The following is an 18,030-nucleotide window of genomic DNA, read 5'->3' as shown; positions in this document are numbered from 1 at the left end:
CTTCTGCGATTAAACATACTATTCCGGGCGACTTAAATCATGCAACTTTATCAGAAGTTAAAGATCTGGTAGGTGGTGATGGTTCAGGACGTGTTCAGCGTTAAAGAATAATATTTATCAGAAAATCCGCCAGCGTTCCTGGCGGATTTTTAATATTCAGAAATTAATAAATAGAAAGACCATGATTATAGATACCCTTGAAAACGCTGGAAAATACACCTCCGTGCATCCTCTCTTTGCAAAAGCATTTGAATTTTTAAATTCAATTGACCTGAAACAGGTTGAAGCTGGAAAATACGAGATCAGCGAAGGCTTAAATTATGTAGTGGTAGAAAAAGAAGGAATGACAGCAGAAGAGTCTATCGCTAAATTTGAATGTCATAATAAGAATATTGACATTCAGCTTTGCATTAGTGGGAAGGAAAAACTGGGTTGGAAACCACGCAATAGCTGTAAATCGCTTAAAGGTGAATACAATTCTGAAAAGGATGTTTTGTTTTACAACGATACACCCGACACCTATTTCGAGTTAACAGACAATCAATTTGCAATCTTCTTTCCTGAAGATGTACATGCACCTATGATTGCTGATGGAATAATCAAAAAATTGATCGTAAAGGTCAGATTATAATAGTCAGAAAAGGGAAGGCAATATTGTTTAATCCCTTTTCTGATCAATTTAAATCAGGATGGGTAAATAATCCTGTTGTATTCCAAAGCCAAAGCCCGGCTCACTTCCCCCGGCTTCCCATCAGCTATTACATGTCCATCTACCTGAACCACCGGCAGAATATTTTTAGTAGTACTGGTAATAAAAACTTCTTTGGCATTTCTAAACTCTTCCATGCTAATATCCCGGGTTTCAGTTTCATAAGCGTCTGCTGAGATTTCAAGTACCTGCTTTCTTGTAACCCCTTTTAACATCCCTGATTCGGGAGTAAGTACTTTTTGGTCCTTTGTAACAATAAATATGTTCGCCCGCGGGCATTCACGAATCATTCCATCGGAATAATACAATACATCATCTGCCTTTTTCTCCTTCAGGATAGGCTGCAGCCAGATGGCCTGAAGATAATCCAGCGTTTTAGCATCCGAAAACTGCCGCTGATATTCATGGGTCAGGATACTGATGCCTTTCTCTGACATTGATCGCGGGATTTGAAAAGCCTGCTGGCTAATGATCAGGTTTGGTTCTGCGATATTGAATCCATCAGAAGAAAAACCACCTGTAAGAATAACTTTTATACCTGAATCATTCAGGTTATTCCTTTCAATGAGCCTTTTGATCCTGACTTTTATTTCATCACGGCTTTGCTTAAGCTCAAGCCGCATCAGTACAGCAGATCGGAATAAACGATCCAAATGATCTTCAAGAAAAACAGGTTTTCCATCTATGGTCTTAAAAAAATCAAAGATTCCGTAGCCTCTCTGTACTGCGAGGTCGGCAATATTTACGTTCGCTTCATCAGAAGGAATCAAAGAATCATTTACCCAAACGAATAATTTACTCATTTTATAGTCTATTGTATTTTTTAAGTATCGGAATCACTTTATTCAGGGGAAGGGATTCGATCTTACGCCCATTATTTCCTGTGCTAGTCTTAGCAGCAAAAAGGGAATTAATAACAGCCTCTTCCGTTGCTTCGATAGCCGCCATGAATAACTGTGAGGTAAAATCATTATGCAGATATCCTGACTGAATTACAGGCTGGGCAGGCTGATGAGGAACACGCAGAGTTTCGGCAGTAGAAAAAGCGATCACATAATCGCCGCTTCCGTTCGATGCAATCCCTCCCGACTTGGCCATTCCCATGAAGGCCCGCTTAGCTAAACGTTCCAGATTTCTCGAATCCAGGGGTGCATCTGTTGCCACAACAATCATACAGGAACCATCCACATTATTCAGCAATTTATCACTGAATGAGAACATTCCCAATTCCTCTCCCACCGGAACTCCGCCAATCTGCAAGACCCCTCCAAAATTTGTTTGAACGAGTACACCTACTGTATATCCTCCAAGACTCTGAGGTAATTTTCTTGAGGATGTACCTATTCCACCTTTATATCCGAAACATACCGTGCCTGTTCCTGCGCCAACATTCCCTTCAGAAACAGGACCAGCTGAAGCAGATTGAATGGAATATAGTACATCTTCCTTTTTTACATGACGGCCACGAATATCATTTAAATTACCATCATTGGTTTCTCCTACCACGGCATTTACAGACTGTACCATTTCATTGCCTTTCTGTGAAAGTGTATATTCAATCACAGCCTGAATACCCTCGGCAACATTGAGGGTATTGGTTAGTATAATCGGACTTTCCAAAGTACCCAGTTCATCAATCTGGGTAGTTCCGCTCAGTTTTCCGAAACCATTTCCTGCAAATACAGCCGCAGGGACTTTGGACTGAAAAAGATTTCCATCATGAGGAAGAATCGCAGTCACCCCTGTACGAACTGACTCTCCGATGATCAGGGTTTTATGCCCAACCTTAACACCGGGAACATCTGTTATAGCATTCAATGCGCCTGCCGGCAAAACTCCGATCTTCAATCCCATTTCTCTGGGCCGCAGGGAATTCTGAGCCATCAAAAGAGTCGGGATAAGGCTAAAAAGAACAATAATAAAGAGTTTTTGCATAGACACAATATTAAACAATAATCTTAAATAAAAAGTATTAAGGCTGACAGGGCTTAGGAAAAGGTTGACAGGGTTTAGAACCCTGTCAGCCTTTTATTTGTTCTTTTATCTTTCAAGGTGGAACGCTATCTTGCATAAAATTATCCCTGCTCCAAAACGAACAGATCAGCCATTTTATCAAAAAAAATAATTAACTAAAACTCTTGAAAAAGATCATTCCGGAAAACTTAAATAAAAACATGATGAACGCTTTATTATGTTTGTTCATTATGCTTTTATTCAGTACGGGCACTGAAGCACAGAAATTAAATAAACGAAAAGTAGCCAGAGTCTTTGCGGGTTCAGAGATTCTTCAAAACCACTATACCGGCTTCTCTCTTTATGATCTCAAAACCATGAAACCGGTATATGAACTGGATGCAAACAAACCTGCAATACCTGCATCAAATACCAAGCTTTTTACTTTATACACCGCAGTCCGTATGCTGGGTGATTCTATTCCCGGACTTCGATATATTAACAAAGGTGATTCCCTGATCTTCTGGGGGACAGGTGACCCTTCACTTCTTCATCCTGATCTGAAATCAACGCGGGTATATGACTTCCTCAAAAATTCAGGCAAAAAACTGTTTTACTCGCATAGTAATGCTGGTACCGAATTCAACGGTTACTCTATTTACCAGATCGCAATGGTTTCATTACCGGTAGGCGAAAACAGAGCTTTGGCATATGCAGATAATAACGGAAATTTAGCGATCAAACCTGCTTTTTTAAAGCAATACCTGCAAGCGGATACTTCTTACCATCCAAGAACATTCAATGTTCGCAGGGATGATAAAACCAATACCTTCATTTATCCACAAATGACCATGCCTGCAAATTACAGGCAAACACTTTACCTTGTACCGGGAGCAGATCTCACAGCCGCAACACTTAGTGATACACTTAAGCTAGCTGTCAATATCATCCATATGAATATGCCTCAAAATGCAAAGACCATTTATAGCGTACCATCAGATAGCCTGTACAGAAGAATGATGCTTCCAAGTGATAATTACCTCGCCGAGCAGATTCTGTATCTCTGCTCCTCCCTTCTTCCGGGAAAACTAAGTGTTGATTCGGCCATCTCCTATAGCTCAAAGAATTTCCTGAATGACCTGCCTGACAAATTCCAATGGAGAGATGGGTCAGGATTATCGAGATATAATTTGTTCAGTCCGCGTTCGATCATCAGGATTTTGACCAAATTAAAGGAAACGCTTGGCACTGAAGATAGGCTGCTTAATTTGCTGCCTGCCGGCGGAGTAAGCGGTACACTTCGAAATGCTTATGAAACTGATAATGGTCGACCATTTGTCTGGGCAAAAACAGGCACCCTTCAAAACGTTCATCTGCAAGGAGGATTTTTTGTTACCCGAAAAGGCAAAAAATACATGTATTCATTTATGAATAATAACTTTTTGATTCCAACGGCAGATATCAGGAACGAAATGGGCCGGATAATCACTTATTTTCATGAAAACTATTAATTCTGTCCATTATTCTAATATCAAATTCTCATGTATATTCTAAAACACAGAAAATTCTTTAAAATAAAGGCGATTTTATTACTAATTCTTGTTGGACACTTCCAAAATACTTTAGCGCAGCAGAATTCAACTAAAAATACTTTAAATGGTAAAATAATCTGTATCGACCCCGGTCATGGCGGTTCTGCGGCTACCGACAGTTACCGTCAGGGGCCTACTGGCGAAAGGGAGGAATGGATAGACCTTCGGGTTGCCTTGCTTTTAAAAGAAATTCTGGAAGAGAAAGGAGCAAAAGTACTAATGACCAGAAGCAGCGATGTTCCCTTCCCTCTTGCAGAACGCTCTAAAATGGCCGTTGAAAACAAAGCTGATTTCTTTATTTCCATTCATCATAACGCAACTGCCGACCCATCAGTTAATTTCCCTATCATTTACTATCATGGCCTTGCATCAGAAAACCAGGCGGGCGTGGCTTTTGGAAAAATGCTTGCAAAGAATCTTAAGAAATACATGTACAAAACAAAAACCCCCTACAGTGTAGTTTCTGATTTTACCATTTTTTCAGGTGCAGGATCTTCTGTATTGAGAGGTACCTATGGTATACCCGGTGTTCTTGCCGAAGCATCCCTGTTCACTAACCCGGAGGAAGAAGCCCGTTTAAAAACCAGGGAACATAATTATAATGAAGCTCATGCCATCGCCAAAGCAATTGAGAAATTCTTTAAAAAAGGGAATCTTACCATCAGCCCGAAAACACCATCCAAATTTCCTCCGCAGTTTGCCACCTTACAGGAGGCCGACCGGATGAGTGCCATTGCCAGACGCTGGCACCAGGATTATATTGACGGTAAAAAACTGATGAAGAAAAAAGATGCTGAGTCGCAGCAAAAAGCTTATGACTTATTCACACAATCTGCACGATCTTTTCCAGACTCTTATGTAGCCGCAAAATGTCATAAATACAGGGCCGCAATTTTGAGAAAACAGGGCAAAATTGAAGAAGCTTTAAAGGAAGAAATAAGGGTAAAGGAATTCTATCCAAATTGATAACAATCCACCGATTCTAAAATGAATAAGCAAATTCTATTGTCCATTTGTTTGGCAGTCCTTTTCTCGCAGGCACAGGCCCAGTCAAAGAAAAAATCGAATTTCAAAGTTGTTGGATACTATTCACTGAAAGCGGCAATGACTGCCGATTTAAAGACTGTCCCCTTTGATAAACTGACACATATCAATCTTTCATTTCTGAATCCCGATACCCTGGGCAATTTTAATCAGGATCTTTCTGCACTTGAACCCTTTATTAAAGCGGCGCATAAACACGGTGTTAAGGTCCTTCCATCAATTGCAGGCGGCGGAAGACATGAATATTACCATAAACTCCTGAGGGATGAGAATCGGGCTAGATTCATTAACGACCTCCTGCTTATTAGCTTAAAATACAATTTTGATGGTATTGATGTTGATATTGAGGGAAGTGACATTGATGAGAATTACGAAAATTTCGTAATCGGACTTGCCAGTGTACTGAGGCCTCATAAAAAACTGATTACTTCGGCGATCGCCATCTTTTATAAAGATCAGCTAAGTGACAGGGCTTTGGCTCAATACGACTTCATGACCCTGATGAGTTATGATCATACCGGTCCATGGAGACCTTCCAAACCTGGTCCACATTCAAGCTATGAGCATGCCCTTGCGGATCTTGACTACTTTAGAACCCAAAGAAACATCCCCAAAGAAAAAATTGTTCTGGGCGTCGGTTTTTATGGTTATGGATTCGGTCCTGAGCTGACTTCTAAAGCTTCAAGCATGAACTACAGACAGATCGTTACCACTTTCCCGGGAGCTGAAAAAACTGATGAGATAACAATGCCTGACGGAATGATCATGTATTACAATGGTGAAGATACAATCCGTAAAAAAACTCTGCTTGCAAAAGAAAATGCTTCCGGAATAATGATCTGGCAAATATTAGGGGATGCTGCAGGTGATCGATCTTTACTAAGTCTGATCAATAAGATTGCTTATTCAAAGTAAGATTTTATCGCGCTAGCGAGTCTGAAGACTCTTTTTTATTTAGCATCCGGAGAGACGCTGCGCTAAACTCTCCGGACAGCTGAGACAGCTGAGAGGTACGAGAAAACTCCCATATGCTTTTACAGAACAGGGGGTAGCTATGTTATCAGTAGTATTACGTAGCGAAAGAGCTATTCAGGTAAACATCCGGATAATGAGAATTTTCCTGAGATCGGATTTAAGGTTGGAAAGGGCTAAATTCAATAAAAAATCTCTCAATACCCAAACACATTTGGCACTGTTGTCACATCTTTAGTCAAATCCAATACATAACCATTAAGCAGTGCGTAAACGGGTTTTCCATCCCTGCTTAGCAAAAATTGAGCTTGCTGACCTATCGAAGCAGTTTGAATTGTATTATTTTTCTTATTGGTCAGGTTTAGGAGCCTTCCGTTCAAGGGGCCTGAGGGCGATGTCCCATCCGTCCATTTTACAAATAGATAGCCTGTTCTGATCAGGTCAAGCTCCTGCTGCGGACTTAATGCTTCCCATTCTCTTTTACGCATTAGTTTGATATTACCCGGAGTAAATGTCAGGCCTGAGGCTTCAATTTCGTCATAGCCATGAGTAAGTTCAACATCTCCCAGTTCTTCGATACGTCCATTATATGACATACTTCCGGAATCAGGACCTTTGATTTGGGAACGAACAATCCCCAGGTTGGTACGGAACTGGATACCTTCCTTATTTATACTTACATTTCTGACCAATACATCATACAAAGATCTGCTGTTTTCAGGAATAGCCTGATAATCAGCCAGCTTTTGACTTGCATAAGTTTTCTCAGCGATCGACACAAAAGCATTCAGAAGGGCATAAAAATTTAGTTTCCTGATAAATTGTTTTTCAGGGTCGGCATAATACCCTCCTGACTCAACCAGAATAGTTGAAATGCCCATCCCCTGAAAGGTATCCCCAAAACAACGGGGATCAAAAGCATCATCATATTTGGCGATCTTACCCGGAACTTTGGTCTGCAGTGCTTTATTCATCGTCAAAATCAATTGTGTGGCTCTTTTCCTGACCTCATTCATGCTCTTCGGATAATCATAAGCCGGAGCCAGAAAAGATATAGTAGCGGTATTTTCGTTTCTGCCGGCAGCATATAAGGTGCTTTGATCATGAAGATTAAAGCCAATTTCGGGTTGTATTTTCTTCGCAAGGCTCATCAATGCCCTACCCTCAGGTGTGACAAGCATACGGGCATCCCTGTTTACGTCAATTTCTATATCATTTCTTCTTTTCCATTGCTGAGCCCCATCGGGATTGAGCATCGGAACAATGTGGAGCTCCAGATTGCCCAGAATCAGCTTTCGCAGATCGTTATGTTCATCATCCGCTGCCAGAAAATTGAACAGATCGAATAAAGCCATGGTAGCCGTCGACTCATCACCATGCATTTGTGACCATAATAGAACCTTTGTTTTACCAGTTCCGATTGTCAAATGATTAATACTTCTTCCCCTAACAGACTGGCCAATCTCTTCGGAAATAAATAAGCCGGATGCAGTATGTTTATTTATCAGGGAAACGACATCGGAATGCTTAAGAAATCGATTTGTAATTACTGTTTCCTTGTATCGCTCGTAATGATCCCATACCTGATCTACACTTTTCAGATCTACCTGGCACATGGCTGCCTGAAACATCGTTAGCAGCAAAGCACACAACAATAAACTATTTGATCTGATCATATTTTCATAATATTTATGGGAACTAAAAATACAAATTATACTATTGTTATATTCGCCATTACTCCATTAAATTACGGAGTATTATGATGTATTCATTAATCCTGCCAATTCTACTTTTCATGTTACCATCAGGGCCAAAAGATCCGGAAGAACTCAGGAATAAGATAAAAGCAGAACTCTCAAAAAATAAGGGAGTATTTGCCATGGCTTATAGAAATCTGGCTAGCGGGGAAGAAATCCTGATCAATGAAAAGATAAATTTTCATGCCGCAAGTACGATGAAAACCCCGGTACTAATTGAGGCCTTTAAGCAGGCTAATTCCAGAAAATTTTCTATTAATGACTCGCTGATTGTTAAAAATGAATTCAAAAGCATAGTTGACGGAAGCACTTATTCACTAAATCCAAAAGACGATAGCGAAACTGAATTGTATACTAAAGCAGGCAAAAAAGTAAAGATTTATGATTTGCTTTATCTTATGATCATTCAAAGCAGTAACCTGGCCACTAATATTGTCATCGATCTCGTGGGGGCACATAATGCAAACAAAACCATGCGTGAGCTGGGAGCCAATGACATACAGGTTTTGCGAGGTGTGGAAGATACCAAAGCCTTCCGTGCGGGACTGAACAATACGACAACAGCCTACGACCAGATGCTTATATTTTCAAAAATGGCCAATGGACTTGCCGTTGACAAATCTTCTTCTGATGCGATGATCAATATCCTGCTCGATCAGAAATTTAATGACAAAATCCCTGCAAAACTACCCAAAAAAGTAAAGGTAGCGCACAAAACCGGCTGGATCACCGGAGTAAATCATGATGCCGGAATCGTGATACTTCCGGATGGGAGAAAATATGTTCTGGTATTATTATCGAAGGAATTGGATAACGATAAGTCAGCGGTGAAATCGATGGCGAGAGTGTCGAGGATGATATATGATTATTTTGTGAACAAGGAGTAGTTTTTTTGAGCCAGGAACCAGGAATCAAGACATTTTTGTTTATATTATATGAACTACTCTTTTGAAACAGATAGTCCGTAACATAAAGATTCCTCCTTCGTCAGGGATAACAGATTACTTCACCCCAAAATCTAAGACACAAAATTTATGTCTTAATACAGTTGGTCTTGATTCCTGATTCTTGGTTCTTAACTCAGGGAAGTACTCTATCAATCTCCTTCAAAAGATATTCATCCGGATCAGAAAAATACTCCCAAAAAAAAATACCTGCAAGTTTATGCTTTCTGATATACTTAGCTTTCATTCTGATTGAGCGTTCATCGTCGTAGGTAATAAAAACTTTTGTATCCGGATTAAAAAGGTATGGAGCTTTTGCATGCCTGTCCCAATGTCGTGTGTAACCATTCTTATTGATAAACTCATTCCTCATTTTGGTATAGCCTCCTCCCTGCCCGGCAGTTGCCTTCGAACCTGAAACTTGCGGCTGATTAAGTCCATTTTTTATTGCGTTCTCTGACTCCCTGCTCTTGCTGTAAAATGCAGCACCAAGTCCGATTTTATGGGCAGGCACTCCTCCCTCTATAAAATCCATCACCGATTTATGCGCTGAACTGGAATTCTCCATCCCTTTCGAAGGATAGAGATTGGTATGATGCGCTACCGTTTTACCCCCATAATCATAGGTCATGATCAGGATATAATCGAGAATTTTGGCAACTTCAGCCATTTCTGTATTGTTTACGAAGGATTTGGATCCACCTACTGCTGCTGTCAGAAGATATTTCCGATCCTTTTCAGCTTCCAGTTTATCTAATTCGGCACGAATCTCCCTGAACATGAGGGTGAAATTCTGCTTATCTTCAGGCCGGTACACATTCCCTTCCTCGCCCCTCATAGCCGGGTATTCCCAGTCGATATCCACCCCATCCAAATCAAATTGCCTGACAATATCCACGCTGCTTTTTGCAAATAATTTTCTGGATGTTGGGGTCAAGACCGCATCAGAAAAATTTTCACTCCATGACCATCCGCCGATGGAAATTACGATTTTAAGATCGGGATTGATTTTTTTCAGTCCGTTTAGCAGTCGGAAATTAGTAGAATCAGTCTTCAGATTGGTAAGAAATGCCAGGCTATCTTTTACATTCACAAAAGCGTAATTGATATGAGTTAATTTATCGGCATCAATCTCATCAACTTTAACTAAGCCACGATAGCCCCCAACGTAGCCATTCACTATAAATTTTTTAGGCTTTTGGGTCTGGGCATTGACTGTAGATACAAGCAAGACGATCAGCATAAAAAATGCAGGGATGAATTTTCTGAATAGTATAAGCGGATTACTCATTTTGAACAGAATGAATATGTAAATGATTAAATATATAAAAATACAGGATTAATCAATTCTCTTATATTTGATTAAGTTCAATTCTTGTAGAAAAATTCGTTAAATAATTAAGCCCGAATAAAAAAATGGCAATTCAAATTTTCAAAAAACAAAATTTTATTAACACTCTGTTAAAACCCGAATCTATTCTCTTCTCACTGGCATTTCTTTTATTTAGTTTATTTTCGATACAGAGTTTTGCCCAAAATGCTCCGATCAAACTTATCGTTCTGGATCCCGGCCATGGACATGCAACTTATATGCAGGGCAGAATGTATGAAGGGCTAGATCCAGAAGTGCATGTGTATGCACCCGCTGGTCCGGATGTAGAAACCTATTTAAAAAGCATCAATGGAATGAATTCCCGCTCTTCCAATCCCACTAAATGGAAAATGGTGGTTTATACCGGCGCAGATTACCTGGAAAGGATGCTGGCCGAAAAAAAAGGCAATGCGGTAATTATTTCAGGGAATAACAGCAAAAAAGCTGAATACATGCGCCGTTCCATTGAAGCGGGAATTCATGTTTTAGCGGATAAGCCACTGGCAGTAACACCAAAAGATTTTGAAATGCTGAAAAAATCCTTCAAACTGGCAAAGAAAAAGAAAGTCCTGATATTTGACCCGATGGATCTACGTTATGATATCAGCAATATTCTGCAGAAGGAACTGGCAGAAATGCCGGAACTGTTTGGAACACTCAAAAAAGGAAGTGTGGATGATCCCTCACTGATCCAGGAAAACTTACACCATTTCCTGAAATTCTCAGGCACAGAACCTGCCCGTCGCCCGGCATGGTTCTTTGACATTGAGCAGCAAGGTCATGGAATTACTGATGTGAGTACGCACCTTGTCGACATGACGCAATGGGCCGGATTTCCGGAAGTTAAACTCAAATACAAAAAGGACATCAAAATCCTGAGTTCAAAGGAGTGGGCTACTGATCTGACACCTTCCGAATTTAAAAGGGTTACCCGCGTCGATTATCCTGATTACCTGAAAAAATATCTAAAAGACAGTATTCTATCAGTCTTAGCCAATGGAGAAATCAATTATACCATCAAAGGGGTGCATGCTAAAGTGACTGTTAACTGGAAATACAGGGAGCCTGCAGGCTCAAGCGATACCCACTTTGCCCTGATGCGAGGTACTAAAGCCGACCTTGAACTCAGACAGGGAGCAGAGGAGAATTACCGGGCTACATTATACATCAAATCCGCTACAGGAATTCCGGCTGCTGAATTCACACCGGCCATCGAAAAGGTAAAAAACAAACTGCAGCAAAAATACCCCGGCTTGGACATCATTCAAAAAGGCAATGAATGGATCGTAAAACCAGGTACATTCAAACGCACAAACTCTGCTGAAGTGGCAATCGGGTATATTCTGAACAATACTATGCCTGCATGGGAAGTACCGAACATGATTGCGAAATATTATACTACGACTGGCGCATTAGGATATTAGGATTAGAGGATTTTAGGATTATAAGATTTTAGGATGTGTAGGGTTTTTAAGCAGGGTAAGATTTTGAGTATAAAAAATATTGTAATCCTACCAATCCTATTAATCCTACTCAGTTGTGGTAATAGAAGATTTCCATCTTACTCCCAATTCCAAATTTCCGGGTTCGCGCAGGGCACCAGTTATCAGATTACCTATTATGCCGCGGATGTAATTATCAGCTCACAATCAATCGAACAAAAATTTACTGAACTTGACAGCTCCCTTTCAATCTACAAGGCCTATTCCCTGATCAATCAGTTCAATAGTTCTGAAAAAGGAATAGAGATGGATGAGCATCTGTATAAGGTGGTGAAGCGATCTTTAAAGATCTGGAAGGAAAGTGATGGGGTGTTCGATATCAGCATTCTTCCCATCGTAGAGGCCTGGGGTTTCGGGGCGCAACGGCACAGTAATCAGCCATCAGATGAAATAATCAGCAAGGCAATTGCATGTTCAGGTTCAGATAAGCTACATATCATTGGCAGGCAATTGGTTAAAGATACTCCCTGCTTGAAGATTGATGTGAATGGTATTGCCCAGGGTTATAGTGTGGATGTGATTGCGGATTATATCGAATCGCAGGGCGTTCAAAATTACCTGATAGAAATTGGAGGAGAGATTAGAGTCAAAGGACGTAAACAGCCCGGAAATCAGATCATGCGGATCGGAATTGAACAGCCTTCTGAGGATAAGGATGAAGAAGCAGGTATCCAGAAAATCATCGAATTAAAAGGCGGTGCAATCACTACTTCCGGCAATTACCGAAAATATATCCAGAACGGATCAAAAAAGCTTTCCCACCTGATGGATCCGAAAACCGGCAGGCCGATTGAAAATGAAATGATCAGCGTGACTGTCAGAACCAGAAACGCGATGAGCGCTGATGGCTATGATAATGTTTTGATCGGCAAGGATTTAAAAAATGCTTTTACCTTTCTGAAAAAGCATAAAGGACTGGAGGCTTATTTCATCTATCAGGATAAACATGGCGCAATTAAAGATACGTCCAGTGCGGGATTTTTCAGATGAAATGCCGGCATAATAGTTCTTTGCCCTTACATCAATAGCAAAAGCTGAGCATAAAGCTTTGTGTCTAATCAAAAATAGATTAGCTTTTTGTTCTGTTCAGGGTATAAATTCCCCCGGCAAAAAGTGCAACCGCAAGTCCCAGAAAGAGGAAGCCCTCTGTTTTGCCCGAATTATCTGAGGCTTCGATTTTTATACCCAAAAAACTAACAGATTCTGTGCTTTGCGAAATTTTAGTAATTCCGATATAAGCAATTGCTAAACTGGCAATAATTAATACTGCCCCGATAACTTTATTCATAGCTTTATGATTAGATGTATTTATAAACTTAAGAAAAAAACGTTAAAATAGCCTGCCTTTAAACAAACATGAAATTGGTATTTAATTTGTAATCTTTAGATTCACGCAAAATTCCTTACAGTAGCGTAAATTTCTATTCATCGTCCTTTGTACTTGCTCGTGGGGCGCCTGGCACTGTTTTCAGTACTTCAGGCTTTTCATCCGACACCGGAATTCCAGCCTGTTCTGGCTGTTCTAAATCTTCAGGGTTTAACTTACTTTTTCTTTCGTTTGGATCGCTCAAAGAAGGTTTGCGATTATTGAAGTCCTGAAAGGTTTTTTGTTCTAACATAGTGCCGGCTTTATTCAGCCCCTGGCTATTTTTTCTTTTTGCCATTTTTTTTTTATAGTATCAATGTCATACTTTTTAAAAACATCAAGCACTAAATTTAATTCAGTTTATCTGAACTTTCAATTAGTGCTTGAATTTTAGGAATAAGCATTTGTGAAAAATCACTCTTTTAGAATTACACTATAGCATCTCTTAAAGCTTTCACTTTGTCATGATCAGCAACAAGTAATGTGTGTTGTGCCTTAATCATAGTTTGAAGTTCGGTACTTAAATGTTCTGTATCATTTTTTAATGCATGTTCATATGTGCCTTTCGCAACATCCTCACCATATTCACATGAGTTGAGAATAGCTTTGCGGTCTTTACCAGTGAGTGCTGCTTTTACATCCATCCATACTCGAAAGAACTTACCTGAGACCATGGTGCCTTCGGCCGGTGTACCGTTTAACTTGCTCACTTCAATGCTTAATTCTTGCTTGCATTTTTGGCTGGTTGAACTTAGTTGTGCAAACAGGATTTTTAAGTCCTGCTCTTCGGTTTCATTTGATGCTGTTTCATAACCTTCAATTCTATCGTTATTGATAGTGATGAGCGTATTTAGCACATCAATTGTCTTTGAATTTTCCATTGTTTTGTTTGTTTAATAGTTTTTACAGGTTGTATGAAATTTCAGCTTTGATTGTCCTACAGATTAGAAAACAATGACCTTGTGTCCGCAAAAAATATTTACACCCGGCAAGCAGACATCATTTTTAAAAACAGATCTTGTTTCCTGCAAAACCTTTGTTTTATGTTCTACAAAAGTGCAGTTCTATATTGAGGTAAATATTATAGAATTTCTGAAAAGAGTTGCAAGATTCTCATGTTCACAGGAATGATTATCATTACATTACTGTCTTAAGAACCCGCAAATGGCGAACCAAATACTCCAACTGCAAGTTCAGCCCAGATGAGAAAGAATACGAATAATACAGCTCCACAGATAATAATTCTATTAAGCCTGCCCTTTACTTTTCTCATTACGAGTTCACACAACAAGCCTGTGCCCGACAATAGGACGCCCATAATTAAAAAGTCAAAGATGTTCCAGTCGACTTCATTCGTGAACTGCATTGCAATCAGAGGAATGAGCAGAAGTATTCCTGCTATTGATAAAATGATAATTAATCTTCTGTTTTTCATTTTCTATTTATTTAAAAGTACTTTGAATTGCAAAGTAAATTATAAAATAGATATTTGCAAGCTTTTGCAAAAAAATAGCTGGATCTCTGGCTTTACACCACAGCAAGATGACGGATTGGGCTTTTTTATTTATTATGATAGATTCATGGGACAAACCTTATTTGGCCGAACAGGGAATTTACTGGAAGCTATCAAATATGAAATACGTGGAAAGGGAATATTATCCGAAGGTTTTGACACATTATCGGGTTCAGTGGGAATGTTTTCACAATTTAGCCGGCAAGCAGAAAATTAATTCAAAAATGGAGAAGAAATAAAAAATTATTCCAGAATTCCTGCTGTAGCATTTTATTTAAATTTAGCACGGGAGATCTCAACACCTTCTGGGGCAGTCAAATTTCCTTGCTTTTCTGCTGTAATAAAAATCTCCTTAACGTTAAATGGTGTTAAAGTTCTCAAAACAGTTTTTCTTGCATTTTTATTGGATAATTGCCCAACATTTTTTGTATCACCATTAGATGTGACAATCCAGACGCTATAATTATTCATAGGAGGATCTAACCTGCTTGCTTCCGCTAAATTTTCAGCTATCAATTCAATGACATAATTATTATTTGGATCTTGCTTTTTTGTTGCTTTGATTACTGCTGCTGGTACTGTAACTGATACAGGAAACATTGCTGTACTGGCACAGGAAGATATCAGAGCTATAAATCCGATTATTACTAAATTTTTGATTGTTTTCATTTTTCTAGATATAAATGGAGCAAGCAGCACCTTATGCACTTTCATCAAACATAATTTCGTCTGAACTGTCTGTTTTATGCAATGGTTTCTCAATAGGCAGGGTAAAATAAAATGAGGATCCTTCACCTTCAACACTTTCAACCCAAATTTCACCTCCATTTTTTTCTAAAAATCCTTTTACAAGTAACAATCCAATTCCAGCACCCTTATTTAATTTCCTTGCTTCAGAAAGAACTTTCATTTGCGGAGTAAAAAGTTTTTTCATTATTTCTTCTGACATTCCAGTTCCTGTGTCTTTAACCTGGACAATAATTTTATCATCCTTAGCATGCGCTGAAATAGTAACTGTATCTCCTCTATTAGAATGTTTTATCGCATTGGAAACGATATTTTGAATAATGGAAATCAACATTTTACCATCTGCAAATACTGCAGTATCGGGCTCAATTTCGTGATGAAGATTTATAGCGTTTATGGAAGCTGTGTCGGATAAAGTTTCAAAGACTTTATCAATGTATTGGGTTAATTTAATTTTTGTTGGAGTATATGCCTCAGATGCGTATTTGATTCTTGCCCATTCTACCAAATAGTCTAACATTTCTAAGCCATCCTTTGACGATTGAAAAAGCAGGTCAAGCATTTCCTGAACATCTTCGCCTTTCATTTTTTGAAAATCTTCTTTTAAATAGGCTAGAGTACCGACAATAGATGAAAGGGGGCTTCTCAAATCGTGCGAAAGTATTGCTAAAACACTCTCTTTATGAGTATTAAGTTCTTCCAATTCCCTGATATAATTTTTAATGGCATCTTCCGATTTCTTCCTTTCTGTCAAATCCCGTAAAATCTTAACATAGCCCAACAATTCTCCTTCAGTACCCATCAGTGGAAAAACCAGTCCATAAGCAAAAAAGAGACTTTTGTCTTTGGTAATGTGCCATCTATTATCTGTTGCCCTGCCTTCCTTTAATGCAGTATCAATTTCTTTTTTCTGAATACCATTTTTTAAATCTTCATCCGTAAATATTAAATCGAAGGGTTTTCCGATAGCTTCATCCGCTTCGTAACCAAATATTTTTGTTGAGCCAGAACTCCAACTATTTATTTTGTATTCTTTATCTAATGTAAAAATTGAATAATCCTGTAAGCTGTCAATAATTTGGCTATAAAACTCAGTAGTTGGTACATATCTATTTTTAAGAATTATCTGATTGTCCTGTTTGTTTTCCATTAGATTAATTTTTTCATTACATTAAATTAAAATGTAAAGGTTTCTGCGGCTTGGTGTATGAAATTTTCTTCCTGCTATAAAGACACCAAAACCGGTCAATTCCAGCAGTATTACGACAATTTTATTAAAATTTAAAAATATTCATTCTCTGAAACACTGTATACAACGTGTTTACTACACTCCCTGTATAATTGCTTAAAATAGATCAAGGATTATACACACATGACCATTTGAACTCATTTCACACATTCAAAGTTAGCTGTTAATGATTCAAGGTGGAATAACTCATAACTATATACAAATCCGATGCCGTACTTTATGAGAGCTGCTATATTTAGGTAGAATGTTGTTCTAATGTATTACTGGCTTCTGAAATATTCACTCTCTGATCGGGAGAAGGACTGAGAGAATAAATTTTACCCCCCCCGGTAAAATGGGTATTTGACGGTCATAATTGACCCTTTTCCTTTCCAGCATTCAACTTTAAGCTTTCCGCTTTAAGCTCTACTGAATCGCCCGGTCAAGATGGACGTAACCTCCATCCACATGGATCAATTGTCCGGTAGTATGTGAAGATCGCTCAGACAGTAAAAAGGCAACGGTATCTGCGATTTCCTTCGCTGTGGTCATGCGGTTCCCGAGGGGAATTTTACTAACAATGTTTTTCAACTTTTCTTCAGGGTTTTGAAGGGTTTTGATCCAGCTTTCGTACAGGGGAGTCCAGCATTCTGCAACAATTACGGCATTGACCCGAATACCATAGGGCAATAATTCAACTGCCCATTCGCGGGTTAAGGCATTGCGCGCGCCATTTGCTGCGGCATAGGCCGAGGTACCTCCCTGCCCCGTTTCGGCTGTTTTCGAACTGATATTTACGATCGCAGCATTTTTTGATTTTTTAAGTGCAGGCAAGGCATGAAGTGCAAGTAAATAATAATGAATCATATTCTTATGCAGACTGGCTACAAAACCTTCGTAAGAACCGTTCTCTAAACCAACACTATCATTTACCCCGGCATTATTTACTAATGAATCAATCCTTCCGAATTTTTCCAGTGTCAATTTAATCACCTTCTCACATTCTTCGGGCCTGGTTAACTCTGCCCTAATCTGAAAAGCCTCTGACCCTAAAGATTCGAGTTCAGCAAGTACCTTCAGATTATCAGTCTCATTTCTTCCAATGATCACTGGAATGGCACCTTCAGAAGCCAAAACTTTAACAATTGCCTTACCGATGCCCTTAGCACCTCCACTGACCAGAATTACCTTATCCTTTAATTTTAAATCCATTTGTTTGCTTTTTATTAAGCAGAATCCCCTCTAGTCGGTGTTATCACCGTACCATAAGTACACTCATATCTCCTGGTCGGTGAAAACACCGACCAGAGGAGCAATAACAAAGTACTGTG

Annotated in this window: 18 protein-coding genes; 7 read left to right on the top strand and 11 right to left on the bottom strand. The window is 39.2% G+C overall.

Annotation, left to right across the window (positions count from 1 at the left end; genetic code table 11):
• The first annotated feature begins 181 nt into the window (after window positions 1-181).
• Window positions 182-631: a YhcH/YjgK/YiaL family protein gene (locus tag Q8S11_RS10175; RefSeq protein ID WP_305661989.1), complete on the top strand. Its 450-nt coding sequence runs from the start codon at window positions 182-184 to the stop codon at window positions 629-631.
• Window positions 632-684: 53 nt separating this feature from the next.
• On the opposite strand, the gene Q8S11_RS10170 is transcribed toward Q8S11_RS10175, so the two are convergent.
• Window positions 685-1,512 (bottom strand): aminotransferase class IV, encoded by an 828-nt coding sequence (locus Q8S11_RS10170; RefSeq protein WP_305661988.1) that lies wholly within the window; start codon window positions 1,510-1,512, stop codon window positions 685-687.
• A 1-nt stretch (window position 1,513) separates the two neighbouring features.
• A complete protein-coding gene (locus Q8S11_RS10165; RefSeq protein ID WP_305661987.1) occupies window positions 1,514-2,644 on the bottom strand; it encodes a P1 family peptidase in 1,131 nt (376 codons plus the stop codon).
• Window positions 2,645-2,847: 203 nt separating this feature from the next.
• Here Q8S11_RS10165 and Q8S11_RS10160 point away from each other — a divergent pair, with 203 nt between their 5' ends.
• From Q8S11_RS10160 to Q8S11_RS10150, 3 genes are read left to right on the top strand one after another with little or no spacing between them, the layout of a single operon-like run.
• The gene (locus tag Q8S11_RS10160; protein WP_305661986.1) at window positions 2,848-4,173 is read left to right on the top strand and encodes a D-alanyl-D-alanine carboxypeptidase; all 1,326 of its coding nucleotides are present in this window, start codon (window positions 2,848-2,850) and stop codon (window positions 4,171-4,173) included.
• A gap of 30 nt (window positions 4,174-4,203) precedes the next feature.
• Window positions 4,204-5,220 carry an N-acetylmuramoyl-L-alanine amidase gene (locus Q8S11_RS10155; protein ID WP_305661985.1) on the top strand — a complete coding sequence of 339 codons (1,017 nt, stop codon included), beginning with the start codon at window positions 4,204-4,206 and terminating at the stop codon, window positions 5,218-5,220.
• A 21-nt stretch (window positions 5,221-5,241) separates the two neighbouring features.
• A complete protein-coding gene (locus tag Q8S11_RS10150; protein ID WP_305661984.1) occupies window positions 5,242-6,213 on the top strand; it encodes a glycosyl hydrolase family 18 protein in 972 nt (323 codons plus the stop codon).
• A gap of 254 nt (window positions 6,214-6,467) precedes the next feature.
• On the opposite strand, the gene Q8S11_RS10145 is transcribed toward Q8S11_RS10150, so the two are convergent.
• Window positions 6,468-7,946, bottom strand: coding sequence for a M14 family zinc carboxypeptidase (locus tag Q8S11_RS10145; protein WP_305661983.1), 1,479 nt, complete (start codon window positions 7,944-7,946; stop codon window positions 6,468-6,470).
• 83 nt (window positions 7,947-8,029) lie between these two features.
• Here Q8S11_RS10145 and Q8S11_RS10140 point away from each other — a divergent pair, with 83 nt between their 5' ends.
• A complete protein-coding gene (locus tag Q8S11_RS10140) occupies window positions 8,030-8,914 on the top strand; it encodes a serine hydrolase (RefSeq protein WP_305661982.1) in 885 nt (294 codons plus the stop codon).
• 193 nt (window positions 8,915-9,107) lie between these two features.
• On the opposite strand, the gene Q8S11_RS10135 is transcribed toward Q8S11_RS10140, so the two are convergent.
• Complete coding sequence (locus Q8S11_RS10135) at window positions 9,108-10,262, bottom strand: glycoside hydrolase family 18 protein (RefSeq protein ID WP_305661981.1); 1,155 nt, start codon at window positions 10,260-10,262, stop codon at window positions 9,108-9,110.
• A gap of 125 nt (window positions 10,263-10,387) precedes the next feature.
• On the opposite strand from Q8S11_RS10135, the gene Q8S11_RS10130 reads away from it, so the two are divergent.
• Window positions 10,388-11,767, top strand: a complete 1,380-nt coding sequence (locus tag Q8S11_RS10130; RefSeq protein WP_305661980.1) for a putative oxidoreductase C-terminal domain-containing protein — start codon at window positions 10,388-10,390, stop codon at window positions 11,765-11,767.
• Window positions 11,768-11,830: 63 nt separating this feature from the next.
• Window positions 11,831-12,835, top strand: a complete 1,005-nt coding sequence (locus Q8S11_RS10125) for an FAD:protein FMN transferase (protein ID WP_305661979.1) — start codon at window positions 11,831-11,833, stop codon at window positions 12,833-12,835.
• A 79-nt stretch (window positions 12,836-12,914) separates the two neighbouring features.
• Here Q8S11_RS10125 and Q8S11_RS10120 read toward each other — a convergent pair whose 3' ends face one another.
• The 7 genes from Q8S11_RS10120 to Q8S11_RS10090 all read right to left on the bottom strand — a co-directional run bounded on the left by Q8S11_RS10120 (window position 12,915) and on the right by Q8S11_RS10090 (window position 17,911).
• Window positions 12,915-13,133, bottom strand: coding sequence for a hypothetical protein (locus tag Q8S11_RS10120; protein WP_305661978.1), 219 nt, complete (start codon window positions 13,131-13,133; stop codon window positions 12,915-12,917).
• A gap of 133 nt (window positions 13,134-13,266) precedes the next feature.
• Window positions 13,267-13,509 carry a hypothetical protein gene (locus Q8S11_RS10115; protein ID WP_305661977.1) on the bottom strand — a complete coding sequence of 81 codons (243 nt, stop codon included), beginning with the start codon at window positions 13,507-13,509 and terminating at the stop codon, window positions 13,267-13,269.
• Between the two features lie 130 nt (window positions 13,510-13,639).
• On the bottom strand, window positions 13,640-14,092 hold the full coding sequence (locus Q8S11_RS10110) for a PA2169 family four-helix-bundle protein (protein WP_305661976.1): 453 nt from the start codon (window positions 14,090-14,092) through the stop codon (window positions 13,640-13,642).
• A gap of 269 nt (window positions 14,093-14,361) precedes the next feature.
• On the bottom strand, window positions 14,362-14,646 hold the full coding sequence (locus Q8S11_RS10105) for a hypothetical protein (protein ID WP_305661975.1): 285 nt from the start codon (window positions 14,644-14,646) through the stop codon (window positions 14,362-14,364).
• A gap of 348 nt (window positions 14,647-14,994) precedes the next feature.
• Window positions 14,995-15,438, bottom strand: coding sequence for a hypothetical protein (locus tag Q8S11_RS10100; RefSeq protein WP_305661974.1), 444 nt, complete (start codon window positions 15,436-15,438; stop codon window positions 14,995-14,997).
• A complete protein-coding gene (locus Q8S11_RS10095; RefSeq protein ID WP_305661973.1) occupies window positions 15,425-16,621 on the bottom strand; it encodes a PAS domain-containing sensor histidine kinase in 1,197 nt (398 codons plus the stop codon). The genes Q8S11_RS10100 and Q8S11_RS10095 overlap by 14 nt, the downstream gene beginning before the upstream one ends.
• 504 nt (window positions 16,622-17,125) lie before the next feature.
• Window positions 17,126-17,911 carry an SDR family oxidoreductase gene (locus tag Q8S11_RS10090; protein ID WP_305661972.1) on the bottom strand — a complete coding sequence of 262 codons (786 nt, stop codon included), beginning with the start codon at window positions 17,909-17,911 and terminating at the stop codon, window positions 17,126-17,128.
• Window positions 17,912-18,030: the final 119 nt, after the last annotated feature.

Origin of the sequence: Daejeonella sp., from assembly GCF_030695525.1 — a bacterium.
In the GTDB taxonomy this organism is placed as follows: Bacteria; Bacteroidota; Bacteroidia; order Sphingobacteriales; family Sphingobacteriaceae; genus Daejeonella.
This window is presented reverse-complemented; position numbering and strand designations above follow the sequence as displayed.